Annotated in this window: 26 protein-coding genes; 19 read left to right on the plus strand and 7 right to left on the minus strand. The window is 57.0% G+C overall.

The window, feature by feature from the left end:
- The first annotated feature begins 3 nt into the window (after positions 1–3).
- On the plus strand, positions 4–1,308 hold the full coding sequence (locus ACILP4_RS06440) for an amidohydrolase family protein (RefSeq protein ID WP_395619917.1): 1,305 nt from the start codon (positions 4–6) through the stop codon (positions 1,306–1,308).
- Here ACILP4_RS06440 and ACILP4_RS06445 read toward each other — a convergent pair.
- Positions 1,295–2,383 (minus strand): DUF2855 family protein, encoded by a 1,089-nt coding sequence (locus ACILP4_RS06445; protein ID WP_395619918.1) that lies wholly within the window; start codon positions 2,381–2,383, stop codon positions 1,295–1,297. The two genes, ACILP4_RS06440 and ACILP4_RS06445, sit on opposite strands and share 14 nt — an antisense overlap.
- Before the next feature lie 129 nt (positions 2,384–2,512).
- Here ACILP4_RS06445 and ribB point away from each other — a divergent pair, with 129 nt between their 5' ends.
- From ribB to ACILP4_RS06475, 6 genes are all read left to right on the plus strand, one after another.
- Positions 2,513–3,814 carry a 3,4-dihydroxy-2-butanone-4-phosphate synthase gene (gene ribB / locus ACILP4_RS06450; RefSeq protein ID WP_395619919.1) on the plus strand — a complete coding sequence of 434 codons (1,302 nt, stop codon included), beginning with the start codon at positions 2,513–2,515 and terminating at the stop codon, positions 3,812–3,814.
- Positions 3,814–4,233, plus strand: a complete 420-nt coding sequence (ribH, locus tag ACILP4_RS06455; RefSeq protein WP_395619920.1) for a 6,7-dimethyl-8-ribityllumazine synthase — start codon at positions 3,814–3,816, stop codon at positions 4,231–4,233. Before ribB ends, ribH begins: the two co-directional genes overlap by 1 nt.
- Before the next feature lie 4 nt (positions 4,234–4,237).
- Complete coding sequence (locus ACILP4_RS06460; RefSeq protein ID WP_395619921.1) at positions 4,238–5,839, plus strand: carboxyl transferase domain-containing protein; 1,602 nt, start codon at positions 4,238–4,240, stop codon at positions 5,837–5,839.
- A gap of 5 nt (positions 5,840–5,844) precedes the next feature.
- The gene (locus ACILP4_RS06465) at positions 5,845–7,701 is read left to right on the plus strand and encodes an acetyl/propionyl/methylcrotonyl-CoA carboxylase subunit alpha (protein WP_395619922.1); all 1,857 of its coding nucleotides are present in this window, start codon (positions 5,845–5,847) and stop codon (positions 7,699–7,701) included.
- A 130-nt stretch (positions 7,702–7,831) separates the two neighbouring features.
- On the plus strand, positions 7,832–8,278 hold the full coding sequence (locus tag ACILP4_RS06470) for a MaoC family dehydratase (RefSeq protein ID WP_395619923.1): 447 nt from the start codon (positions 7,832–7,834) through the stop codon (positions 8,276–8,278).
- Positions 8,279–8,314: 36 nt separating this feature from the next.
- A complete protein-coding gene (locus ACILP4_RS06475) occupies positions 8,315–9,166 on the plus strand; it encodes an HpcH/HpaI aldolase/citrate lyase family protein (protein WP_395619924.1) in 852 nt (283 codons plus the stop codon).
- A 124-nt stretch (positions 9,167–9,290) separates the two neighbouring features.
- On the opposite strand, the gene acnA is transcribed toward ACILP4_RS06475, so the two are convergent.
- On the minus strand, positions 9,291–11,966 hold the full coding sequence (acnA, locus tag ACILP4_RS06480; RefSeq protein WP_395619925.1) for an aconitate hydratase AcnA: 2,676 nt from the start codon (positions 11,964–11,966) through the stop codon (positions 9,291–9,293).
- 198 nt (positions 11,967–12,164) lie between these two features.
- Positions 12,165–12,350, minus strand: a complete 186-nt coding sequence (locus tag ACILP4_RS06485) for a hypothetical protein (RefSeq protein ID WP_395619926.1) — start codon at positions 12,348–12,350, stop codon at positions 12,165–12,167.
- A gap of 200 nt (positions 12,351–12,550) precedes the next feature.
- Here ACILP4_RS06485 and crcB point away from each other — a divergent pair, with 200 nt between their 5' ends.
- The 7 genes from crcB to ACILP4_RS06520 all read left to right on the plus strand — a co-directional run bounded on the left by crcB (position 12,551) and on the right by ACILP4_RS06520 (position 16,926).
- Positions 12,551–12,928 (plus strand): fluoride efflux transporter CrcB, encoded by a 378-nt coding sequence (crcB, locus tag ACILP4_RS06490; RefSeq protein WP_395619927.1) that lies wholly within the window; start codon positions 12,551–12,553, stop codon positions 12,926–12,928.
- Entirely contained in the window at positions 12,925–14,190 is a 1,266-nt protein-coding gene (locus ACILP4_RS06495; RefSeq protein WP_395619928.1) for an RluA family pseudouridine synthase, read from the plus strand. The genes crcB and ACILP4_RS06495 overlap by 4 nt, the downstream gene beginning before the upstream one ends.
- Positions 14,190–14,789 (plus strand): FMN-binding negative transcriptional regulator, encoded by a 600-nt coding sequence (locus tag ACILP4_RS06500; RefSeq protein WP_395619929.1) that lies wholly within the window; start codon positions 14,190–14,192, stop codon positions 14,787–14,789. Before ACILP4_RS06495 ends, ACILP4_RS06500 begins: the two co-directional genes overlap by 1 nt.
- Positions 14,786–15,448 (plus strand): HAD-IA family hydrolase, encoded by a 663-nt coding sequence (locus ACILP4_RS06505; protein ID WP_395619930.1) that lies wholly within the window; start codon positions 14,786–14,788, stop codon positions 15,446–15,448. The genes ACILP4_RS06500 and ACILP4_RS06505 overlap by 4 nt, the downstream gene beginning before the upstream one ends.
- A complete protein-coding gene (locus ACILP4_RS06510; RefSeq protein ID WP_395619931.1) occupies positions 15,445–15,684 on the plus strand; it encodes a hypothetical protein in 240 nt (79 codons plus the stop codon). The genes ACILP4_RS06505 and ACILP4_RS06510 overlap by 4 nt, the downstream gene beginning before the upstream one ends.
- On the plus strand, positions 15,681–16,382 hold the full coding sequence (locus ACILP4_RS06515) for an ATP12 family chaperone protein (RefSeq protein WP_395619932.1): 702 nt from the start codon (positions 15,681–15,683) through the stop codon (positions 16,380–16,382). The genes ACILP4_RS06510 and ACILP4_RS06515 overlap by 4 nt, the downstream gene beginning before the upstream one ends.
- A gap of 67 nt (positions 16,383–16,449) precedes the next feature.
- Positions 16,450–16,926 carry a DUF3429 domain-containing protein gene (locus ACILP4_RS06520; protein WP_395619933.1) on the plus strand — a complete coding sequence of 159 codons (477 nt, stop codon included), beginning with the start codon at positions 16,450–16,452 and terminating at the stop codon, positions 16,924–16,926.
- 9 nt (positions 16,927–16,935) lie between these two features.
- On the opposite strand, the gene gmk is transcribed toward ACILP4_RS06520, so the two are convergent.
- The 4 genes from gmk to ACILP4_RS06540 form a co-directional block, all read right to left on the minus strand.
- A complete protein-coding gene (gmk, locus tag ACILP4_RS06525) occupies positions 16,936–17,589 on the minus strand; it encodes a guanylate kinase (protein WP_395619934.1) in 654 nt (217 codons plus the stop codon).
- Between the two features lie 69 nt (positions 17,590–17,658).
- Positions 17,659–17,853, minus strand: a complete 195-nt coding sequence (locus ACILP4_RS06530; RefSeq protein ID WP_395619935.1) for a hypothetical protein — start codon at positions 17,851–17,853, stop codon at positions 17,659–17,661.
- Positions 17,854–17,891: 38 nt separating this feature from the next.
- Positions 17,892–19,280: a class II fumarate hydratase gene (fumC, locus tag ACILP4_RS06535; RefSeq protein WP_395619936.1), complete on the minus strand. Its 1,389-nt coding sequence runs from the start codon at positions 19,278–19,280 to the stop codon at positions 17,892–17,894.
- The gene (locus ACILP4_RS06540; RefSeq protein WP_395619937.1) at positions 19,277–19,753 is read right to left on the minus strand and encodes an SspB family protein; all 477 of its coding nucleotides are present in this window, start codon (positions 19,751–19,753) and stop codon (positions 19,277–19,279) included. Before ACILP4_RS06540 ends, fumC begins: the two co-directional genes overlap by 4 nt.
- A 93-nt stretch (positions 19,754–19,846) precedes the next feature.
- Here ACILP4_RS06540 and hisB point away from each other — a divergent pair, with 93 nt between their 5' ends.
- The 5 genes from hisB to groES all read left to right on the plus strand — a co-directional run bounded on the left by hisB (position 19,847) and on the right by groES (position 23,102).
- Positions 19,847–20,434: an imidazoleglycerol-phosphate dehydratase HisB gene (gene hisB / locus ACILP4_RS06545; RefSeq protein ID WP_395619938.1), complete on the plus strand. Its 588-nt coding sequence runs from the start codon at positions 19,847–19,849 to the stop codon at positions 20,432–20,434.
- 120 nt (positions 20,435–20,554) lie between these two features.
- The gene (gene hisH / locus ACILP4_RS06550) at positions 20,555–21,169 is read left to right on the plus strand and encodes an imidazole glycerol phosphate synthase subunit HisH (RefSeq protein ID WP_395619939.1); all 615 of its coding nucleotides are present in this window, start codon (positions 20,555–20,557) and stop codon (positions 21,167–21,169) included.
- Complete coding sequence (gene hisA, locus ACILP4_RS06555) at positions 21,166–21,894, plus strand: 1-(5-phosphoribosyl)-5-[(5-phosphoribosylamino)methylideneamino]imidazole-4-carboxamide isomerase (protein ID WP_395619940.1); 729 nt, start codon at positions 21,166–21,168, stop codon at positions 21,892–21,894. Before hisH ends, hisA begins: the two co-directional genes overlap by 4 nt.
- Positions 21,891–22,649 carry an imidazole glycerol phosphate synthase subunit HisF gene (gene hisF, locus ACILP4_RS06560; RefSeq protein WP_395619941.1) on the plus strand — a complete coding sequence of 253 codons (759 nt, stop codon included), beginning with the start codon at positions 21,891–21,893 and terminating at the stop codon, positions 22,647–22,649. The genes hisA and hisF overlap by 4 nt, the downstream gene beginning before the upstream one ends.
- Positions 22,650–22,814: 165 nt before the next feature.
- On the plus strand, positions 22,815–23,102 hold the full coding sequence (groES, locus tag ACILP4_RS06565; protein WP_295442258.1) for a co-chaperone GroES: 288 nt from the start codon (positions 22,815–22,817) through the stop codon (positions 23,100–23,102).
- Positions 23,103–23,147: the final 45 nt, after the last annotated feature.

A 23,147-nucleotide genomic window follows, 5' to 3' on the forward strand; every position in this document is an offset into this window, starting at 1 on the left:
AGCATGAAGAAAGTCGTTTTTGTCTCATTAGGCGCAGCCTTGCTGGCGAGTACATCTGTGGCCGCGCAACCTGGTGATGTGGTTACTGTGATCCATGCTGGTAAGCTATTGGACAAGCCAGGAAGCCCGCCACGTGGTCCATCTACCGTCATTATTCGCAACGGCAAAATCGCTGAACTTTTGTCTGGACATCAGCAGGGGCCAGCAGGTGCGACGCTGGTCGATCTGAAAGACAAATTTGTCCTCCCGGGGTTAATCGACAGCCATGTGCATTTGGATAGTGACGCTGGCGGTAATGCAGCGCTGATTGAGGCCGTTACCGACAGTCCTGCACGTGCCGCGTATCGTGCTGCGGGTAACGCAAAGAAAACGTTGATGGCTGGCTTCACTACGGTGCGGAATATGGGCGACGGTACAGGTGCAACGCTCGCCCTGCGCGATGCGGTCGCTGCGGGCGAACTTCCCGGGCCCAGGATCATCGACGCTGGCCGTTCGATCTCAACGACCAGCGGGCATATGGATGCAACGCTCTCAGTCTCCGAAGACCTGCATTCCAGTATCGGTCAGGAAAATCTGTGTGATGGCGTTGAAAGCTGCCGTCAGGCGATACGTAAACAGGTCCGGCGCGGCGTGGACGTAATCAAAATCGCAACCACCGGCGGCGTGAATAGCCGCATTGGTGCGGGGCTTGGACGGCAATTGTTCGATGACGAGGTCAAGGCTTTGGTCGATACTGCGCATCTTTATGGTAAGAAAGTTGCGGTGCACGCCCATGGCGACGATGGCGTGAACATCGCCTTAGCCGCTGGCGCGGACTCGATTGAGCATGGCACCATGTTGACAGACGAGAGCATCAAATTGTTCAAAGCCGCAGGTGCTTTTTATGTGCCGACGCTGTCCACGGTAAATGGCTATCTTGAACGGCTGGCGGCCAATCCCAATGCCTATCCACCCGACGTTCTGGCGAAAGTGCAATGGCGCATTGGTGTGACTGGCAAGAGCCTTGCCAAGGCCTATCCCGCAGGCGTTAAAATTGCATTTGGTACAGATGCCGGCGTTTCCAAGCATGGCCGGAACGCAGACGAATTTGAATTGATGGTGAAGCATGGCATGCCCGCCAGTGCCGCTATTCAGGCCGCGACAATGAATGCCGCGACCTTATTGGGCGTTGATAAAGAGGTGGGATCGCTAGAACCAGGCAAAGCTGCAGATTTGATTGCCGTAACAGGTGACCCCATAGCGGACATCACTACATTGAAATCGGTACGTTTCGTGATGAAGGATGGGCGGATTTTTAAGGCTGAATGATGATACCCTTTTGTGGGTCTGTCCGGCCTTGAAGGGTCTCTAGAAAGGCTGTTTGGGCAGCCTTGAGTCCGGCGCTTATTTCGATTTCTACCACGCCATCGGCCGCGGTTAGGAAGCTTTTCCAACTGCGGCCTACGGCTTCGCCAAAACCTTTTGGTCCAAGTTCTTGAATAGTTGCAACCGCGTGATCTGGGGCGAAGAACAGGATGGGCTTCGGTCCCTGCATTTCACCGCCACTTGCGCCAGAGCTGTTTAGCCCTCGTGCGTCAATATGGGTGGCTCCGACCAAGCAGCTGTATTTAAGATGGCTCACCAGCCTTTCGTGGATCGCGCGCAGCAGCTGCGAGTTACCGGCAAAATCGACGCATACCGATGCGGTTGGGGGTAGGTCGCTAATGTCATCATAGGCCCTGACTTCGTCGTAAAGGCCAGTCCCGACGACAAAGTCCATATTGCCCTTCGAGGTCAGGCCGATGCGCTTTATGGTGGACGATAAATCCTTCGCAACGCTTGCAAGACCCATCGCCGTTTTGGATGACGCGCTAGTGATGATAAGATTTGCTGCGCCAAACCAGCCTTCGCGGCGGAGCATGGCTTCAATAAGGAAGCCAGTTTTGAACAAAGGTCCGAATAACATACGTTCCGCTTCTTTGGCGGGGTCATGTTCAGGGTCAACGGCAAGGCGGCTATACTGGTTATAGATTGGGCTCATGGGTTGCCGGTGCGCGGCCATGTCGGTGAAACCACCAGCACTCACTTTGCCAGGCAGAACATCGAGATGCGTCCCCATCGGTAAATAGCCATAGACCCGCTCACCAACCCCAATATCGGGGCAATGCGATTCTTCGACCATTGCATGGCCCCACATTGGTACAACGCCAAAATCGCCTTCCGCTGGAAAGAAGTTCCAATAGCCGAACTGGTCCCCGATGACCGCGTAAGTGATGTTATTTGCGGTGACGGAGAAGTTTTCGATACGCAAACGAACCGCGCCTTCGCTGAGCGGCGGCAATGCCGCGTCATGCACCTCCGTTTGTGCCAGCGCCTGTTTGTTTACCCAGATTGTCGATGCCATATTTGGTTCTCCTTGTGATGGCATAACCGCCTGAACTTATCCATTCAATGAAAGACTATAGCCTCAATTGCTCACATTGATGTGAATATGTACTTTGACAATCACATCGTGATGTGAAAATAACGAATCATGAGCACACAATTGATCACTAAACTTCGTAGCCTCGTCAATGACGGTGGCTTGTCACGTTCCGGCTTGGCCCGCGCTGCTGGCCTTCATGCCAACACCTTGCGCGACTTGGATGAGCCGGGCTGGAACCCGACCGCTGAAACCCTGCGTAAGTTGGAGAGCTATTTGTTCTCCAACGACGATACGCCAGCGCTCGTGCCGATTGAGGAAATCATTGAAGAGGCCCGGAACGGCCGGATGTATATTCTCGTCGATGACGAGGACCGGGAAAACGAAGGTGACCTGATCATTCCGGCGCAGATGGCGACGCCAGACGCGATCAATTTTATGGCAACGCATGGCCGTGGCCTCATCTGCCTTTCGATGACCAAGGCGCGTTGTGAGCAGCTTGGCTTGACGCCAATGGCACGCGAAAACCGCGAGAGCATGCAAACCGCCTTCACAGTGTCCATAGAAGCCCGTGAGGGCGTCACGACGGGCATTAGCGCCGCTGACAGGGCGCGGACCATTTCCGTCGCTGTGGATGCTTCTATGGGGCCTGACGACATTGTTTCGCCGGGTCATGTCTTCCCACTGACGGCCCGTGATGGCGGCGTGCTCGTGCGCGCCGGACATACCGAAGCAGCTGTCGATATCAGCAGGCTTGCGGGCCTAAACCCGTCGGGCGTGATTTGTGAAATCATGAAAGACGATGGCACAATGGCCCGGATGGACGACCTCGTCGCTTTCGCCCGTATGCATAATTTGAAAATGGGGACGATCCGCGATTTGATTGCCTATCGCCGCAAGCACGACCATTTGGTCGAAAAGCGCGCGGAGATGAAGTTCAGCAGCCGTTGGGGCGGTGACTGGTCGGCTATGACCTTTTACAATAAAGCGACGGGCGATGAGACCATTGCTTTGGTCAAGGGGCGCATTGATTCTGAAAAGCCGACATTGGTGCGCATGCACACCATGTCGATGTTCGTTGACGTGTTTGGTGAAGAAAACGAACGTTCAGGACTGCTTTCGCGCTCAATGGAGGCCATAGCCGCCGAAGGCGCTGGCGTTATTGTGGTCATTAATAAGCCGATGAAGGGCATTGTGTCCCGCTTCATGCAGTTGCGCGCAGAGGGCAAGCAAGCTGGCGCGCCTGAGATCGAAGAACTGCGGGATTATGGCGGCGGCGCACAAATCCTGACTGAACTCGGCGTGCAGGACATGATATTGCTCACCAACACCCACCACACGCTGGTTGGCCTTGAAGGCTATGGCCTTTCTATTGTAGGCGAGCGGCCTATTCCAGGTACCGGAGGCGAGTGATGGCAAAGTTTCTAATTGTTGAAGCACGTTTTTATGACCATCTGAACGACATGCTTGTCGCTGGCGCGAAGGCGGCGTTGAAAGCCAAGGGGCATGAGGTTGAGGTCGTAACCGTTCCTGGCGCGCTCGAGATTCCGGGCACGATTGCAATGGCTGCCGAAGCGCAGATTTATGACGGTTTTGTCGCCATTGGTGTTGTTATTCGCGGAGAAACCTATCATTTCGAGATTGTCGCCGGCGAAAGCGCGCGCGGTATCATGGCCTTAACCATGGACGGTATCGCGATCGGCAATGGCATCTTGACCGTTGAAAACGAAGCGCAAGCCACTGTGCGCGCTGACCCCAAGCAAAAGGACAAAGGCGGGGAGGCCGCCATCGCGGCGATGGCCTTGCTAAATCTGCAAAATCGTTTCAACTGAAACGATGAGCGCTCCGACTTTATCGACACAGATCAACACAGGCTCCGAAGAGTTTAAGGCGCGCAGTGCCCACAACAGCGCACTACGCGATGAACTTTGGACAAAGGTTGCTGAGGCGGCATTAGGCGGTAACGAGAAGTCGCGTGAGCGCCATACGTCGCGCGGCAAGTTGCTGCCACGTGAACGCGTTGAACGCCTGCTGGATAACGGTTCGCCTTTCCTAGAAATCGGCCAGCTTGCAGCGTGCGACCTGTATGATAGCGAAATTCCTGGCGCAGGCCTGATCACGGGAATCGGCCGTGTTTCGGGGCGTCAGTGCATGATAGTGTGCAACGACGCGACCGTAAAAGGCGGCACTTATTACCCTATGACGGTCAAAAAGCATTTGCGTGCGCAGGAAATCGCCGAGGCGAACCACTTGCCATGCATCTATCTTGTCGACAGCGGCGGCGCGAACTTGCCGCATCAGGACGAAGTCTTCCCCGACCGTGACCATTTCGGGCGCATCTTCTTCAATCAAGCAAATTTGAGCGCTAAGGGTATCCCGCAAATCGCCTGTGTCATGGGCAGCTGCACCGCGGGCGGCGCTTATGTGCCCGCCATGTGCGACGAAAGCGTGATTGTCCGCAATCAGGGTACAATTTTCCTTGCTGGTCCGCCATTGGTTAAGGCGGCAACGGGGGAGGAAATCAGCGCCGAGGATTTGGGCGGTGGCGACCTGCATGGTCGTAAGTCGGGTGTGGTGGATCATGTGGCGGAGAATGACGAACATGCACTGACCATTGTGCGCGATATCATCAGCCACTTAGGCCCAATCCACAAACCCGACATTGATATAAAAGAACCACGTCCGCCAAAATTCGACACCGAAGAGCTCTACGGCGTCATCCCTGACGATGTGCGTGCGCCTTACGACATCCATGAAGTCATCGCGCGGCTTGTCGATGGCAGCGAATTTCATGAGTTCAAGGCGCTATATGGCACCACGCTGGTCTGCGGCTTTGCACATATCTGGGGGATGCCGGTCGCGATCCTTGCCAATAACGGCGTGTTATTTTCCGAAAGCGCCGTCAAAGGCGCGCATTTCATTGAGCTTGCTTGCCAACGGCGGATACCGTTGCTGTTCCTGCAAAACATTAGCGGCTTCATGGTCGGTGGTAAATATGAGGCGGAGGGCATTGCCAAGCATGGCGCGAAACTCGTTACCGCCGTCGCCACCGCAAGCGTACCCAAGATCACCGTGCTGATCGGCGGCAGCTTTGGCGCGGGCAATTACGGCATGTGCGGCCGCGCATATTCCCCACGCTTCTTGTTCACGTGGCCCAATGCCCGGATTTCGGTGATGGGCGGAGAACAAGCGGCCTCCGTGCTCGCTACTGTCCACCGTGATGCCGAAAAATGGACGCCCGAAGAAGCCGAAGCCTTCAAAGCGCCCATCCGCCAGAAATATGAGGATGAAGGCAACCCTTATTACGCGACATCACGATTGTGGGATGACGGCATCATCGACCCTGCGCAGACAAGGGATGTGCTTGGCCTAGCATTTGCAGCGGCCCTTAACGCACCGGTCGAAGAGGCACCCCGCTTCGGGCTGTTCCGGATGTGAGTAAAATGATCCAATCGCTCCTCATCGCCAACCGTGGCGAGATTGCCTGCCGGATTATCCGCACGGCACGCGCCATGGGTATGCGCACAATAGCGGTTTATTCGGATGCTGATGCCAAGGCGCTGCATGTGCAGGAAGCTGACGAAGCGGTACATATCGGAGCGTCCCCTGCGCGGGAAAGCTATCTGGTGGGCGAGAAGATTATCGCTGCTGCCAAAGCCGCGGGCGCAGATGCAATCCATCCCGGCTATGGCTTCCTTTCAGAAAATGCGGAGTTTGCGCAGGCGGTGATTGACGCTGGCATGATCTGGGTCGGGCCGAACCCTGCTAGCATCACCGCAATGGGGCTGAAGGATGCCGCCAAAAAACTGATGGCCGAGGCGGGCGTCCCTGTGACCCCGGGCTATATGGGTGATAATCAAGACCCCGATTTCCTCGCCGAACGCGCCGCCGAAATTGGCTACCCCGTCCTGATTAAGGCCGTCGCAGGCGGCGGCGGCAAGGGGATGCGCATGGTCGAAAGCGCAAGCGACTTCGCGGACGCACTCGCCTCTTGCCAGCGTGAGGCCAGCGCATCGTTCGGCAACCCGCATGTCCTGATTGAAAAATATATCCAGCGCCCGCGCCATATCGAGGTGCAGGTGTTTGGCGACACCCACGGCAACATCGTCCATCTGTTCGAACGCGACTGCTCATTGCAGCGTCGTCATCAGAAGGTGATTGAAGAAGCCCCCGCGCCGGGCATGGACGAAGCGACGCGCGAACAGCTTTGCGCGGCGGCCGTCAAGGCAGCAAAAGCCGTCGACTATGTCGGTGCTGGCACGATCGAATTCATTGCAGATGCATCCGAAGGCCTACGCGCCGACCGCATATGGTTCATGGAAATGAACACACGGCTGCAGGTCGAACATCCGGTGACCGAGGAAATAACTGGCGTCGATTTGGTAGAATGGCAATTGCGCGTCGCCAGCGGTGAAGCTCTCCCCTTGCGGCAGGAGCAGTTGCGCATCAACGGTTGGGCGATGGAAGCGCGGTTATATGCAGAAAATCCTGCAACTGGCTTTCTGCCGTCTATTGGTTCCCTTGATCATTTGGAATTTCCCGAAGAGCTTCGGGTCGACACAGGCGTTGAACAAGGCGGAGAAGTTTCGCCTTATTACGACCCTATGATCGCCAAGCTGATCGCATGGGGTGATACGCGCGAGGACGCCATTGACCGGTTGCGCGACGGCATTGACGGCACTGAAGTGTGGCCAGTGAAAACGAACGCCGGTTTCTTGGGCCGGTTGCTTGATTTGGACGAATTTAGACTTGGTGACGTAGATACCGGCCTCATCGCGCGGGAGGTTGATGGCCTCGTCCATCCTTCGGAACCAGAGCACGAAGAGTTGTTGGAAGCTGCTGCCTTGTTATGTGCCAGCCCTGGCGAGGGACCAGTGAGCGCCATTTTGGGTTTCCGCCTGAATGCACCACCGCTTGCTGAGGCGCGTCTTAGGGACGATGCTGGCAATCTTTATGTGGTCGCATTTGATGAAATTGAGGCCGACGCACCAACCGCAGATGTGCTCGCTTTCGCCGACGGTTTTGCGCGACGTTATGTGTTGGATGAACCGCGGGGGTCGGGGCTTGGTGCCGCAAGTGACGGGGCCATATTTTCGCCCATGCCGGGCCGTATTATCGCGGTTGATGTCGATGTGGGTGACACAGTGTCCAAAGGCCAGAAGCTGGTGACGCTTGAGGCTATGAAGATGGAACACAGCCTCACAGCGCCGTTTGATGGCGTGGTGGCGGAGTTAAATGCGCAAGTCGGCGCGCAGGTGCAGGTCGAGGCGTTGTTGGTGCGGATTGCGGTGGTGAAGTAGTTATGACCATGTTTATGTGTCACCCTGAACTTGTTTCAGGGTCTATTTATCAGCCTCAACCTGTGGTTTGTGCGGCACGATGGACCCTGAAACAAGTTCAGGGTGACGGTTGTGTGCGAGGGTTAGCGTAATGGCGGGCAAATATTTCAACGAATGGCACATCGGCGATACCATCGCCCACGAAATTCGCCGCACGGTGACCGAGACAGATAATCTGCTGTTTTCGGTCATGACTCATAACCCGCAACCACTGCACATTGATGCGGAGGCGGCGAAGGCCAGCGAGTTTGGGCAAATTCTCGTAAACGGCACCTTCACTTTCGCGCTGATGGTGGGGCTTTCGGTGGGGGATACGACGCTCGGCACGTTGGTGGCCAATCTGGGCTATGATAAATTGGTTATGCCCAAGCCCGTATTCATCGGTGATACCCTGCGCGCGGAAACCGAGGTCATTGCGCTCAAGGAGAGCAAGTCACGCCCAGATGCCGGTGTTGTGACTTTTCTGCACCGATGCCTCAATCAACGTAACGAACTTGTTTGCCAAACGGAACGAGCCGCGTTGCTGAAGAAGGCATAGATTGCCATAACCTCCCGTGCAGGGCATAAAGACGGCATGAAACTGCGCTCTCTCCTTTTCGTCCCGGGTGATCGGCCTGACCGCTTTGCCAAGGCCGCCGCCAGCGGCGCTGATGCGATCATTATCGACCTTGAAGACTCAGTCGGGTTAGACCGCAAAATTGTCGCGCGCGAAGCGGCAGCGGAGTATCTTTCCGGTGATCGGCCGGTGCCGGTGTTTGTCCGCGTCAACCCGCAGGACAGCAACCTTACCCATGACGATCTCGCGTCCGTGCTGCCTTATGTTCCAGATGCTATTGTCTTGCCCAAGGCAGAGGGCGCGCGCTCAATCAATTGGCTACGCGCTGAAGCAGCTGCGGTCGCGGACAGTCAGGACGGCGAGGCACCGCCAATCTTGCCAATCGCGACCGAAACGCCAGGCGCGGTGTTTGATCTCGGCACCTTGCGTGAGGTCGCACATTATTTGGCTGGTGTCAGCTGGGGCGCAGAGGATTTGCCTGCCTCGGTTGGGGCAGTTACCGCGCGTGAGGTGGACGGCAGCTATACTGCACCTTTTGAAATGGTCCGGTCGCTTACGCTCTTTGCGGCGCATGCTGCGGGGGTTGCAGCGATTGATACGGTGTTTCCGAACATCAGTGATCCGGCAAGTCTTGCGGCTTATGTTGGCCGTGCGGCGCGCGATGGTTTCACTGGCATGCTCGCCATTCATCCGTCGCAGGTTGCCACTATCAATGCAGGCTTTACGCCTTCGTCGGCACAGCTTGCGCATGCTCAATCGATCGTAGATGCCTTTGCGGCCAACCCTGGCGCTGGGGTATTGCAACTGGACGGAAAAATGATCGACGCGCCGCATTTGAAAGCGGCGCTGTCTATTTTAGCGCGCGCTTAAGCCGTCAGAATAATGCGTCGCTCCAGCGTAGGCTGGAGCCTATCTCGCCTTGCAGTCCAAACTGACAGACGTAATGGGCCCCAGCTTGCGCTGGGGCGACGGGTCCACTGAACCTGAGTTATGCTTAGGCCGCGAGTTTCCGCAACACATAGTGCAGAATTCCGCCGTTCATGAAATATTCGACTTCGTTGGCGGTGTCGATGCGGCAGAGCGTGTCGAATTGGAACGTTGAGCCGTCCTTGCGGGTGACCAAAACGGTGACCGTCTGGCGTGGCTGAAGCTTTCCGACGCTGGTGATTGTGAAGCTATCATCCGCGGTCAGGCCCAATGCCGTCCGGCTTTCACCGTCCATGAACTGCAGCGGCAACACGCCCATGCCAACCAAGTTGGAACGGTGAATGCGTTCGAAGCTTTCGACGATGACGGCGCGGACGCCGAGCAGGTTGGTGCCCTTTGCCGCCCAATCGCGTGAAGAGCCGGTGCCATATTCCTTACCGGCGATGACCACCAAGGGCGTGCCGTCGGCTTTATGCTTCATGGCAGCGTCATAGATGGGCATGACTTCGCCTTGGTAGCTGCTCATGCCGCCTTCGATGCCGGGGACCATTTCGTTTTTGATGCGGATATTGGCGAAGGTGCCGCGCATCATGACTTCATGGTGGCCGCGGCGCGCGCCGTAGCTGTTAAAGTCTGCCTTGCTAACCTGATGTTCCATAAGGAATTTTCCGGCAGGGCTGTCCGCCTTTATGCTTCCGGCAGGCGAGATATGGTCGGTGGTGATGGAATCGCCCAAGATCGCCAGCGGCTTTGCCTCGATGATGTCCATCACCGGCGCGGGTGTCATGCTCATGCCCTCAAAATAAGGCGGATTGGCGACATAAGTCGATCCGGCGCGCCATGTATAGGTGTCCGAACCTTCGACCTGAATCTTCTGCCAATGCGCATCGCCTTCATAGACCTTGGCATAACGCGCGGTGAACATCGAACGGTCGATGTTTGCGGTCATGACATCATGCACTTCTTGGTTGGTGGGCCAGATATCGCGCAAGAACACGTCGCTGCCATCGGTCGCTTGGCCAATGGGCGTGGTGGTGAAGTCTTCGGTCACAGTGCCCTTGAGCGCATAAGCGACGACCAAAGGCGGTGAAGCCAAGAAGTTCGCGCGCACATCGGGCGACACGCGGCCTTCAAAGTTGCGGTTACCCGAAATGACCGAGGCAGCCACAATGTCATGGCCATTGATCGCCGCTGAAATCGGCTCCGCCAATGGACCGGAGTTACCGATGCAGGTGGTGCAGCCATAGCCAACAAGGTTAAAGCCAACCGCGTCGAGATCGGCCGTCAATCCGGCACGATCGAGATAATCGGTCACAACTTGGCTTCCCGGCGCGAGCGAGGTTTTTACCCATGGCTTGGGACGCAAGCCAAAGGCATTGGCCTTACGCGCCACCAATCCGGCGGCCACGAGAACGCTTGGGTTCGATGTGTTGGTGCAGCTGGTGATCGCGGCAATCACGACGTCACCATCGCCAATATCATGCGCCTTGCCCTCAACCGCGACGCGCTTTGCGCTGTCATGCTTGTAGACGTTGATCAAATCGTCGTTGAACACATTGTCGACTTGGGTGAGGATGACCTTGTCCTGCGGGCGCTTTGGTCCAGCAAGCGAGGGCACCACCGTTGCCATATCCAATTCCAGCGTATCGGTGAAAATCGGGTCTGCCATATCGGCATAAGCCCATAGGCCTTGTTCCTTGGCATAAGCTTCAACCAACGCGATCTGACCCTCATCACGGCCAGTCAGGCGCAGATATTCGATGGTCTTTTCATCAATGCCAAAGAAACCACAGGTTGCGCCATATTCGGGCGCCATATTGGCCAATGTCGCACGGTCGGCAAGGCTAAGCGATGCAAGGCCAGGGCCATAATATTCGACAAAGCGGCCAACCACGCCCTTGGCGCGCAGCATTTGCGTTGCGGTCAACACAAGGTCGGTGGCGGTCACGCCCTCGGCCAATGCGCCAGTCAGTTTGAAGCCAACAACTTCTGGGATCAACATCGATACCGGCTGGCCCAACATTGCGGCCTCCGCCTCAATCCCGCCAACGCCCCAACCAAGAACACCAAGGCCATTGACCATCGTCGTGTGGCTGTCTGTACCCACGCAGGTGTCGGGATAGGCGATGGTCGCGCCGTCAACGCCAGTGCTTGTCCATACCGCCTGCGCAATATGCTCCAGATTGACCTGATGGCAAATGCCGGTGCCGGGGGGGACTGCTTTGAAATTGTTGAGCGACTTGGAACCCCATTTCAGGAAGTCATAACGCTCGGCATTGCGTTGATATTCGATTTCAACATTATGTTCCGCCGCCTTGGGATGGCCGAATTCGTCGACCATTACGCTGTGGTCAATGACCAGATGCACAGGGACAAGCGGGTTAATCTTCGACGGGTCCGCCTTCAACGCGGTCATCGCGTCGCGCATCGCCGCCAAATCGACCACGCATGGCACGCCGGTAAAATCCTGCAACAACACGCGGGCAGGGCGATATTGAATCTCGCGATCTGACTTGGCGTCCTTCTGCCAATCGATCAACGCCTGCACATCCTGCACCGACACGGTAAAGCCGCCATCTTCAAAACGGAGCAAATTTTCGAGCAACACCTTCATCGAAAAAGGCAGACGCGACACATCGCCCAATTTCTCCGAGACCTTTTTGATCGAGAAATAATCCACCGTCTTGCCGCCAGCGGTCAAGGTGGAACGGGTTTGCAGGCTGTCTAATCCGATTGCGGTCATGGTATCACTATCCCTAAAAATTGGGGCTTTTGGCCGGATGGGGAAGACAACACGGTTGCCGCTATCAGCGGCCAATAAACGCGCGTCAAACCAGCGTAAAAGCGGGAGATTCGTTTGCTGGCCGCGCCTTAGCGCGGTTGGGGGTGGGGTGCAAGGTGGGGCGGGGGAAAAAGGCTTCGGCGCGGGCTCTTCCAGCGATTAACCGTGCCGCAACGCGTCGGTGACCGCGTCGAGGCTGCCGCGCACGCGCAACAATTGATCCTTTCCAAATACGATCAAACATTCATCATTCGCATTGTCGGCGAGGCGGACGAACTGCACGATTTCCGGATTGACCGAGATTTTTTGGCCGCGAACGTCGGTTAGGGTGACAAAGGGGATCATGCGTTTTCCTTATGAATTTTTATGGTGCGGCTGGGCGGTCGTGCGAGTTGGCGCGTGCTTACCATGTTTCTCTTTCGCCTGCGAGGCGTGATAGGCCCCAGCCTGCGCGGGGGCGACGGGGGTGGGGTGTAATGGATAGGCGGACGCATTCCAGTTTGCTTTGGCTGGCTTTTAGCATTTAGCGCCGCTAAAGCGCAGAGATGAACCCCATCATCCTTGTCATGTCCGGCGGAGCCATTGGCGCGGCCTTGCGTTACGGCCTGTCGCGCGCTTTGCCTGTTGGCGCCGCTGGCTGGCCGTGGCCGACCTTTGCTGCAAATGTCGCTGGCGGGCTGTGCATCGGTATGTTGGCGATGTCGCTGCTGCGTGGGGACAATGCGGCGGAACCCTTGCGTCTGTTTCTGGGTGTGGGTGTTTTGGGTGGATTTACGACCTTTAGCGCTTTCTCCTTGGAAATGGCGCATATGGTGCAACGCGGGCAGATGGGCATGGCGGCCCTTTATGCGCTCGCGTCGATAATATTGGCGCTGGGCGCCGTGTTCGCCGGGATGGCGATAGCAAAGGCAATTTGGGCATGAGTAAGAATGACGAAAACGGCATACGGCAATTTGTCGTGGCCCCCGATGATGATGGCATACGGTTGGACCGTTGGTTCAAGCGGCATTTGCCCGATGCGTCGTTCAACATTGTCTCGCGCTGGTCGCGGACGGGGCAATTGCGCGTCGATGGTAAGCGCGCCGCGCCGGGTGACCGGTTGCTGGCGGGGCAGACTTTGCGCGTGCCGCCTGCGGACGCCTCTGCGTCCTCCAGCGCGCGGCCCGTGCGCAAGCGCCGCGACCTGACCGAAGACGAAATGGAATTCGCGCTGAGCATGGTCATCCATAAGGATGACGCGGCTTTGGTGATTAACAAGCCAGCTGGGTTGGCGACGCAGGGTGGAACCAAGACCGAAAACCATGTCGATGGCTTGCTCGATGCCTTGGGTTTTGAACTCGATAGCCGGCCAAAGCTTGTCCACCGTTTGGACAAGGATACCTCGGGCGCGCTGCTTTTGGCGCGGACATCGCGCTCGGCGGGACATTTTGCCAAGGCTTTTTCATCGCGCACCGCGCGCAAGGTCTATTGGGCCTTGGTCGTCGGCGTGCCCGACATTGCCGATGGTTTCATTGACCTGCCCATTGGTAAGCAACCCGGCAGTGGCGGCGAGAAAATGCATGTCGACGAAAAAGACGGGCAGTCGGCGCGCACCCGCTATCGCATTGTGGAGCGCGCGGGCAACGCAACTGCGTGGGTTGAATTGCAGCCTTATACCGGTCGCACGCACCAGTTGCGCGTACATATGGCCGCGATTGGCCACCCGATTGTCGGTGACGGTAAATATGGCGGCAAGGACGCGTTTCTGACAGGTACGATCAGCCGCAAAATGCATCTGCATGCCCGCCGCATCCGCATTGACCACCCGTCCGGCCATCAAATCGACGTGCGCGCCGACTTGCCCCCGCACATGGCGGCCAGCTTTGACGATTTGGGTTTTGATATTGAAATGGGCGATGCCTTAGTGCTCGACGCGCCCAAGTTCAGCGAAACCGCCGAAGGCAAGAAACGCGTTGCCGCCAATATCGCCAAATCCGCGCGTAAAGAGCGCAAAGGCGAACGCCGCTCGCGGGGCTCCGTGGCCGACAAACCCAAGGATAAAAAACGCAGCCAAATGGCCGCTGGAAAGAAAATCGCGGCGAAGAAGCCAGTGATTAAGAAGGCTGTCGCGGGGAAAGCACCTGCGAAACGTGCGCCTGCTCAAAAGCCTGCTGGGAAGAAGGTTGCGCCGCGAGGAAAGGCTTAATGCACCCGAATGCTGCATTCCGTTGGGAGGATCCTGACGCGCTGCGCCTATTTGCGCAGGATATAGGGTTTGGCATGCTGTTTATGGCCACCGCAGAAGGCCCGCGCGTGGCCCATCTGCCATTCGTTTTTCTGGCCGAGGATCGCATCGGGTTCCATATCGCGCGTACCAACGCGATGACGAAATATCTGGACGGCGCAGAGGCATTGTTTGTGGTGAATGGTCCGGATGGTTACATTAGCCCCGATTGGTATGGCATGGATAATCAGGTTCCCACTTGGAACTATTGCGCCATAGAGATGCAGGGCCATATGCGCCAAATGACGGAGGCCGAACTGATCGCCCAATCCGATGCGTTGAGCCACTTACAGGAATCGAAATTAGCGCCAAAGCCGCTTTGGAATCGGTCGAAAATGGCCGAGGGTCATTTCGAAAAGATGCTGCGGGGCATATTGGGTTTTACGATGGACATAACCGCTTGGCGAAGCACATCTAAGCTTGGTCAAAATAAGCCCGACGCCGCGCGCAATGCGTCTGCTGACGCTGCCGAGCAAGCGGGCAAGCCCGATATCGCCGCCTTGATGCGCAATCTGCCGTGACAGTGAAGCTCGCCATATTTGATTGCGACGGGACTTTGGTCGACAGTCAGGCCAATATCTGCATGGCGATGGAGCATGCGTTTGAGGGCGCGGGGCTGCTGCCGCCGCTGCGGCACGATATACGGCGCGTGGTTGGCCTATCCTTGGTGGAATCGATGCGTGTGTTGTTGCCCGATGCCGATGACACAACCCATCATGATTTGGCAGAACATTATCGGGCGGCGTTCCTCAACCTGCGCAACAATGGCTTGGTCGACGAACCCTTATATGACGGCATCGCTGCTTTGTTGTCCGAATTGGACGAAGATGGATGGAATCTGGGCGTGGCGACGGGAAAATCCGATCGCGGGCTGATCCGCTGTCTTGATCATCATGCGATTAGGGGATTGTTCGTCAGCTTACAAACCGCCGACCGTCACCCGTCCAAACCGCACCCGTCGATGGTGTATCAGGCATTGGCCGATGCCGGCGCGGATGCAAGCGATGCGGTGGTCATTGGCGATACGGTGTATGACATCCATATGGGCCGTGCGGCCGGAACGCGGACCGTGGGCGTCAATTGGGGCTATCACAGCGTTGCGGAGTTGCGCGCAGCAGGGGCAGACTATATCGCCGAAAGCATGGACGATCTAAAGGCCTATCTAAAGGATTTTGCATGACGCCAATCGATGACAAGGCCCGCGCAGAAATGCAGGCACAATATCGCTTTCTGGTCATCAACCTGTGCCGGATTTTGGGCGCTATCATGCTGGTCGTGGGCCTCGCCGTCATCGCGCGGGAGGCATTTGGAATCCCTAAGGCCGCAGGATATCTGTTATTTGCCTTCGGCATGCTTAACTTTCTCCTCGTCCCTGTATTCTTGTCCAAAAAATGGAAAAGTAAGCCGGATCTATGAGGCGATTTTGGAAAGAGGTTACGCTTGAACCCACACCAATGGGCCAAGCTGTCCGGCTCGACGGGCGTCCGGTAAAGACGCCAACGGGCAATGCGCTCGCGCTGCCGACGCAGAAAATGGCGGACGCGGTGGTGGCCGAGTGGGACGCGGTGGAAAAAACGCTTAATCCGGCGTTGATGCCCATGACCGGCTTTGCCAATGCCGCGATTGACCGGATCGGGCCAGACCATGCGGGCTTTGCCGCCGCCATCGCCGCTTATGGCGAGACCGACCTTTTTTGTTATCGCGCCGCAACTGGTGAGGCGCTTGCCGACCGGCAGGCCCAGATTTGGGGCCCTTGGTTGGATTGGGCGCAGGGGCGCTATGACATTAGCTTTGTGATTGTCGAAGGCATCATGCACCAGCCGCAGCCCGCTGCAACGCTGGAAACATTGCGCGGGGTGGTTGTGGCCCGTGGGGCATTTGAGCTGGCGGCGATGGCGAAGCTTGCGCATTTGTCGGGATCGCTCGTTGCGACCTTAGCTGTCGTTGAACGCGCTGCGACGCCCGAAGACATTTGGAACGCCGCCTGCTTGGATGAGCTGTGGCAGGAAGAATTATGGGGCGCCGACCATTGGGCACAAAAAAACCGCGATGATCGCGCCGGCGAGTTTATGGCGGCCGCGCGCTTTCTTGACCTACTGACGCCCGAAACATAGGTGAAAGCCCATCTCGCAGCGGACTATCGCAGTGGGTACTGCAGCGGTGCACACAAGGATTATTGCCATGGCAGACAGCCCGAGTTTTACCCTACGCCCCATTCCCAAGGCCGCATTTATCGCGGGCTATGCTGGATTATTGCCGCAGATCATTGCCGCCGCGATGGTGGTTTCTGGTTCCGAATATCAATGGACTGGCCTTGCTTTGGCTTATGGTTATGCCGCCTTTATCTTCAGCTTCATCGGCGGCATGTGGTGGGCGATTGGCGTGACCACGCGTAAAGATGATGTGTCTACCAATGGGATATTTGCTCTTGCGGTTGCGCCCAGCCTGCTGGCGCTCGTGACCTATGCGCCGTGGATTTTGGGTTGGGAATGGCCCGGCCCGTCGATGGCGTGGCTTGGGTTTTTCCTGCTGCTATCGCCCTTGGGGGATAGTTGGCTGCGCGCGCGCTGTGCTTTGCCTGTGGGTTGGATGAAGCTGCGTTGGCATTTGTCGCTTGGGTTGGGCGGATTGACCCTGTTGCTGGCCGGATTGGCTTAAATTGCGGCCCTAAGTCGCAGCAATATCACGGACAAAGCCGATAAGGCCCTTTTGCCGCCGCCGTTTCATCCGTTCTGCGGCAAGGATCTGTTGCACTTTCACAAAACACGCCTGCACATCGTCGTTGATGAGGACATAGTCATAGCCATCCCAATGTCCGATTTCGGACTTTGCGCGGCTCATCCGGTCGGCAATGACGGACGCGCTGTCCTGTGCGCGGCTGTGCAGGCGACGTTCGAGCTCTTCAATGGACGGTGGCAAGATAAATACGCGGACGACGTCCGGTCCGGCCTCTTGATATAATTGCTGCGCGCCTTGCCAGTCGATGTCGAACAGAACATCGCAACCTGCCGCAAGCTTTTCTTCAACGGGGCCTTTGGGCGTGCCGTAGCGGTTGCCGAAGACATGCGCCCATTCCAGAAACTCGCCGTCTGCGGCCATTTGCTTGAATGTTGCAGTATCCGTGAAATGGTAGTGGACACCCTCGATCTCGCCGGGGCGTGGCGGGCGGGTTGTGTAGGAGACCGACAAGGCAATTTTGTCATCCGCATCCAGCAACATACGCGAAAGCGTGGATTTTCCAGCGCCAGAGGGCGACGAAAGGACGAATAGAAGGCCGCGGCGTTCCAATTCATGCGGCTTGTGGAGGTCATTATGGGCCATAGCTGCACTTGCGCGAAAGGGCATGGCGGCGTCAAGAGGGAAGCGTAATGTGTTGACGGTGACAGCGCGTTAGACGTCTTTACGCTCTTTGCGTTTGTCATATATGCTTTTGGCAACAATTGCGCCGCCGACCAGCAAAAGTCCCGGAATCGAACGGGTCGCCATGCGCGTGGCCACCAGGCCAATGCCTGCACCCAACAAGCCATGGCCGCGCTTACGCCCGATGACTTCGCCAATAACGGCTCCTGCGATGGATTTTAGCATGTCATACTCCTTCTAAAGGCGACAATGTAACTCACAACTTAAACCATGTCCTCTGCCCGGACATGGGTATCGAAAGTAGCTGCGTCAACCAGTCCGGATGCCAACGCGGCTTCGCGCAAGGTGGTTCCGTCGCGATGCGCCTGCTTGGCGATTTTCGCGGCATTGTCATAGCCGATAATCGGCGCGAGCGCGGTAACGAGCATGAGCGATCGGTCGACCAGATCCGCGATCCGCGCGCGATCAGGCACGAGGCCAGCAACGCAGTTTTTGGTGAAGCTGTCCATGCCGATACGCAGCAATTCGATTGAACGCAGGACATTCGCGCCGATCAACGGCTTAAAGACATTCAACTGCAAATGCCCCTGCAATCCGCCAATCGTGACGGCCTGATGATTGCCGATGACTTGTGCGGCCACCATCGTCAGCATTTCGCACTGCGTCGGGTTTACCTTGCCAGGCATGATCGAGCTGCCCGGTTCATTCTCCGGCAAATGCAGTTCGCCAAGTCCAGAGCGCGGGCCGGAGCCAAGCAAGCGGATGTCGTTGGCAATTTTGGTGAGGCTAACGGCAAGCGTATTCAAGATGGCGGACATTTCGACCAGCGTGTCGTGCGACGCCAAAGCTTCAAATTTGTTCGGCGCGCTGACCCATGGCACCCCGCCGGTTAGGGTGGCGAGTTCCGTGCAGAAATCTGTGCCGAAATTTGGCGGCGCGTTGAGGCCGGTACCCACCGCCGTGCCACCTTGTGCCAGTCGCGAAAGCCGCGGCCATATACCAACAATCCGGTCTGCGCTGTCACCGAGCATCGCGACAAAAGCCGAAAATTCCTGCCCCAATGTCAACGGCGTTGCGTCCTGCAGATGGGTGCGTCCGATCTTGACGATATTGGCCCAATTTTCGCTATGGACCGCAAAAGCCGCTGCCAATCCCCGCACCGCCGTTAACAATTGATCACGTGCCGCCAAGGCAATGGCGATATGCATCGCGGTGGGAAAGCTGTCGTTGGACGATTGGCTCATATTCACATGATCATTAGGGTGCACGGGCGATTTTCCGCCACGTGTTCCGGTCAATGCTTCATTGGCAATGCCTGCAATCACCTCATTCACGTTCATATTTGATTGCGTGCCGCTGCCGGTTTGCCAGATGGTCAGCGGGAATTGATCGTCATGCTTTCCGGCGATCACTTCTGCGGCAGCTGCCTCAATCGCATCTGCCAGTCCTGCATCCAGCCCATATTTGCGGTTCACCCGCGACGCGGCTTGTTTCACCAATGCCAGCGCATGCAGTATCCCCATTGGCATGCGTTCATGCGCTGGGAAAGGGAAGTTGGCGATGCTCCGCTGCGTCTGTGCGCCCCAATAGGCGCTAGCTGGGACCTCAATGGGCCCAAAACTATCGGTTTCCGTGCGGGTTTTCCCCGTCACTTCTTCCGTCCGAAGTCCACGCTAACGACGTTGGAGCCATCTTCGACGACGACGGAGGGGCCGTCATTACCGGCTTCTTCATGCTGTTCGGGCGCGCCGTCACCTGCGTCCACATGGAATTGCAGCGCGAAGTCTACGGCAGGATCCACAAAAGCGGTTATTGCGGAATAAGGGATGAACAGATGCGACGGAATTTGGTTGAAAGACAGGCCAACTTCGAAATGCTCTGCCTCCACCTTCAGGTCCCAATATTTGTGCTGGAGCACAATGGTCATCTCATCAGCGAAGCGTTCATGCAAATGTTGCGGAATGGAGACGCCGGCGGCTTGGGTCTTAAATGTAATGTAGAAATGATGATCGCCAGGTAGGCCATCGCGGGCGACATCGCCGAGCACACGGCCGACCACGGCGCGCAATGCCTCTTGCACAACATCATCATAAGGAATCAGGCTATCAATATGCTCTTCGGTCATCGGCTCTAGGTGGACCGCAAGGGCCCCGAAATCAAGACGCTTATTGCCTTAAGTAAACTTGCCAAATGCGCTCGTGCGGTTATAGCGGCGGCCATGCGTACAGGCTCCATCAGTCGCAAGACGAACGAAACGTCCATTGATGTTGAGGTCAACCTCGACGGTAGTGGTGTGTATGAAGTGTCCACAGGCATTGGCTTTTTGGACCATATGCTGGAGCAATTGTCGCGCCATTCTCTCATCGATTTGAAGGTGAAGGCGATAGGCGACCTGCATATCGACCAGCACCACACCACCGAAGATACAGGTATCGCCATTGGTGAGGCTGTGTTGCAGGCGTTGGGCGATAAACGCGGCATTACCCGTTATGGCACCGCTTATGCGCCGATGGATGAAACCTTGACGCGCTGTGCGCTCGACATTTCGGGCCGACCCTATTTTGTGTGGAAAGTGTCGCTTGGTATGCCGCGTCTGGGCGAATGGGATACCGAGCTAATCGAACATTGGTTCCACAGCTTCGCGACCAGCGCGGGCATCACGCTGCATGTCGAAAATCTATATGGTTCGAACAACCACCATATTGTAGAAAGCTGTTATAAGGCTTTGGCCCGCGCCTTGCGGCAAGCGGTTGAGATTGACCCGCGCAAGGCCGATGCGATTCCGTCGACCAAAGGCACGTTGTGAAACCTGCCTGCTTGCCAGTACTGCGTCGCTCCAGCGCAGGCTGGAGCCTATCTCGCTTGTTGTGCTTGAACGATAGACGTGATGGACCCCAGCCTTCGCTGGGGTGATGGTAGTTTGTAAATGACCAAACTTGCTCTTATTGATTATGGCGCGGGCAATCTGCATTCGGTGCATAATGCGTTGAAGGCGGCGGGGGCAGGCGACATTCGCGTCACTGCGGATCCGGATATTGTTGCCAAGGCCGACCGCATTGTCCTGCCCGGCGTAGGTGCCTTTGCGCATTGTATGGAGGCCTTGTCGGCGATTGACGGCATGACCGCCGCTATGGAACAGCGCGTGCGCGTGGAAGCGGTTCCATTTCTGGGCATTTGCGTCGGGATGCAGTTGCTTGCCGATCAAGGTGTGGAGCATGGCAGCACAAGCGGGTTGGGTTGGATTAGCGGCACTGTACGCGCGATTGCGCCCGCGGCGGACCTGAAAATTCCGCATATGGGCTGGAATGATGTGTTGCCCCATGACGGCGCGCCATTGATAGAGCGCGGCGAAGCTTATTTCCTCCATGGCTATCATTTCGATGCAGCGGACGCGGCCGATGTGTTGGCGACCACCGACCATGGTGGGGCACTCGTCGCGGCTGTGGGCCGGGACAACATCATGGGTGTGCAATTTCACCCGGAGAAAAGCCAGGCTTATGGCATCGATTTTCTGAAACGCTTTTTGGAGTGGATGCCGTGATAGTCTTCCCTGCGATTGACCTAAAAGGTGGCGAGGTTGTCCGCTTGGCCGAGGGCGATATGAACCGCGCGACGGTCTATGCCGATGATCCCGCGGCGCAGGCTATGCTGTTTGCCGAACAAGGCGCGCAGTTTCTGCATGTGGTCGATCTCGACGGCGCTTTCGCCGGACGCCCTGAAAATGCCGAGGCGGTGGAAGGGATTATCGAAAATTTCCCTGGCTATATCCAATTGGGCGGCGGCATTCGCAATACGCAGACGGTGGAGCGTTGGTTTGACATGGGCGTGGCGCGGCTGGTGATTGGCACGGCGGCGTTGAAAGACCCGCAGTTCGTCAAGGACATGGCGCGCGAATTTACAGACGGCATTGTTGTTGCCGTCGACGCGCGCGATGGATTTGTCGCAACCGAGGGCTGGGCCGAAAAATCCGACATGCCCGTTATCGATCTGGCGCGCCGGTTCGAAGATGCAGGCGTTGCGTCCATCCTATTCACCGATGTTGGCCGCGACGGGATGCTGACCGGATGCAATATCGACGCCACGGTTGATCTTGCACGGCGGGTTAATATTCCGGTCATCGCCAGCGGCGGGGTGAAGGGCATTGAAGATATTCACATGCTATCGCGGCATGCCAAGGACGGCATCGAAGGCGTGATTACGGGCCGTGCGATTTATGACGGCCGATTGGATCTAGCGACGGCCATCAAGGCGGCGGAGCGCGCGTGACCGTTCGCGTTCGTGTCATTCCTTGCCTCGACGTATCCAATGGCCGCGTGGTTAAGGGCGTAAATTTTGTTGATCTGCGCGATGCGGGGGATCCGGTGGAACAGGCCCAAGCTTATGATGCGGCCGGTGCGGATGAGCTGTGCTTTTTGGATATCGGCGCAAGCCATGAGGGGCGCGGCACGATTATCGACGTTGTGCGGCGTACCGCAGAAGTATGTTTCATGCCGCTGACCGTTGGCGGCGGGGTGCGCAGCGCGGAGGATGCGCGGGCGTTGTTGCTGGCCGGTGCGGACAAGGTTGCGGTCAACAGCGCAGCGGTGGCGCGGCCAGAGGTAGTCGCCGACATCGCCGCCCGTTTCGGTAGCCAATGCGTGGTGGCGTCAGTCGATGCGCGGCGAACAGGCGATCGCTGGGAAATATTCACCCATGGTGGCCGCAATCCAACTGGGATTGATGCGCTCGAACATGCCGTCCGGCTCGCCGACCTTGGCGCAGGCGAATTATTGGTGACGAGCATGGACCGCGACGGCACGCGCGATGGCTATGACCTTGCGCTCACCCGTGCGATTGCCGATGCGGTCAATATTCCGGTTGTCGCGAGCGGCGGGGTTGGTAATCTCGACCATCTGGTCGCTGGCGTCCGCGAAGGCCATGCTAGCGCTGTTTTGGCGGCATCTATATTCCATTTCGGGCAATATAGCATCGCCGATGCCCATGCGGCGTTGCGGGCGGCGGGATTGCCTGCGCGCGCCTAATTTTTCTGAAAAAATCTATCCCCCGAGTCCTTGACCTGTCACAAAAAGACCCTATTTGGGCTCCGTTAGCACTCGTCCTGTATGAGTGCTAATGTATATTCATTGCCGTCCTCTGCTTCATGCAGGAGTGGCGGGATGGCGAAACAGAAAAAAGGATAGTTCAACATGGCATTTCGTCCATTGCATGATCGCGTTCTCGTCCGTCGGGTCGAGGCCGAAGCAAAAACCGCTGGCGGGATCATCATCCCTGATACAGCTCAGGAAAAGCCACAAGAAGGCGAAGTCGTCTCCGTGGGTTCAGGCACACGCGCCGATGACGGCACGGTAACTGCGCTCGACGTCAAGGCTGGCGACAAGATCCTGTTCGGCAAATGGTCGGGCACCGAAGTCAAGATCGACGGTGAAGACCTGTTGATCATGAAGGAATCGGATATCTTGGGAATCGTTTCCTAAGCCACCCGGTTCGTCATCCTGGACTTGTTTCAGGATAACGCACCG

The organism is Sphingorhabdus sp. (genome assembly GCF_044239045.1).
Classification (GTDB): Bacteria; Pseudomonadota; Alphaproteobacteria; order Sphingomonadales; family Sphingomonadaceae; genus Sphingorhabdus_B.

Bases quoted from the DNA above. Each gene is read 5' to 3' on its own strand.
- ACILP4_RS06440 (WP_395619917.1), top strand. From the start codon at position 4: ATGAAGAAAGTCGTTTTTGTCTCATTAGGCGCAGCCTTGCTGGCGAGT.
- ACILP4_RS06445 (WP_395619918.1), bottom strand. From the start codon at position 2,383: ATGGCATCGACAATCTGGGTAAACAAACAGGCGCTGGCACAAACGGAG.
- ribB (WP_395619919.1), top strand. From the start codon at position 2,513: ATGAGCACACAATTGATCACTAAACTTCGTAGCCTCGTCAATGACGGT.
- ribH (WP_395619920.1), top strand. From the start codon at position 3,814: ATGGCAAAGTTTCTAATTGTTGAAGCACGTTTTTATGACCATCTGAAC.
- ACILP4_RS06460 (WP_395619921.1), top strand. From the start codon at position 4,238: ATGAGCGCTCCGACTTTATCGACACAGATCAACACAGGCTCCGAAGAG.
- ACILP4_RS06465 (WP_395619922.1), top strand. From the start codon at position 5,845: ATGATCCAATCGCTCCTCATCGCCAACCGTGGCGAGATTGCCTGCCGG.
- ACILP4_RS06470 (WP_395619923.1), top strand. From the start codon at position 7,832: ATGGCGGGCAAATATTTCAACGAATGGCACATCGGCGATACCATCGCC.
- ACILP4_RS06475 (WP_395619924.1), top strand. From the start codon at position 8,315: ATGAAACTGCGCTCTCTCCTTTTCGTCCCGGGTGATCGGCCTGACCGC.
- acnA (WP_395619925.1), bottom strand. From the start codon at position 11,966: ATGACCGCAATCGGATTAGACAGCCTGCAAACCCGTTCCACCTTGACC.
- ACILP4_RS06485 (WP_395619926.1), bottom strand. From the start codon at position 12,350: ATGATCCCCTTTGTCACCCTAACCGACGTTCGCGGCCAAAAAATCTCG.
- crcB (WP_395619927.1), top strand. From the start codon at position 12,551: ATGAACCCCATCATCCTTGTCATGTCCGGCGGAGCCATTGGCGCGGCC.
- ACILP4_RS06495 (WP_395619928.1), top strand. From the start codon at position 12,925: ATGAGTAAGAATGACGAAAACGGCATACGGCAATTTGTCGTGGCCCCC.
- ACILP4_RS06500 (WP_395619929.1), top strand. From the start codon at position 14,190: ATGCACCCGAATGCTGCATTCCGTTGGGAGGATCCTGACGCGCTGCGC.
- ACILP4_RS06510 (WP_395619931.1), top strand. From the start codon at position 15,445: ATGACGCCAATCGATGACAAGGCCCGCGCAGAAATGCAGGCACAATAT.
- ACILP4_RS06515 (WP_395619932.1), top strand. From the start codon at position 15,681: ATGAGGCGATTTTGGAAAGAGGTTACGCTTGAACCCACACCAATGGGC.
- ACILP4_RS06520 (WP_395619933.1), top strand. From the start codon at position 16,450: ATGGCAGACAGCCCGAGTTTTACCCTACGCCCCATTCCCAAGGCCGCA.
- gmk (WP_395619934.1), bottom strand. From the start codon at position 17,589: ATGGCCCATAATGACCTCCACAAGCCGCATGAATTGGAACGCCGCGGC.
- ACILP4_RS06530 (WP_395619935.1), bottom strand. From the start codon at position 17,853: ATGCTAAAATCCATCGCAGGAGCCGTTATTGGCGAAGTCATCGGGCGT.
- ACILP4_RS06540 (WP_395619937.1), bottom strand. From the start codon at position 19,753: ATGACCGAAGAGCATATTGATAGCCTGATTCCTTATGATGATGTTGTG.
- hisB (WP_395619938.1), top strand. From the start codon at position 19,847: ATGCGTACAGGCTCCATCAGTCGCAAGACGAACGAAACGTCCATTGAT.
- hisH (WP_395619939.1), top strand. From the start codon at position 20,555: ATGACCAAACTTGCTCTTATTGATTATGGCGCGGGCAATCTGCATTCG.
- groES (WP_295442258.1), top strand. From the start codon at position 22,815: ATGGCATTTCGTCCATTGCATGATCGCGTTCTCGTCCGTCGGGTCGAG.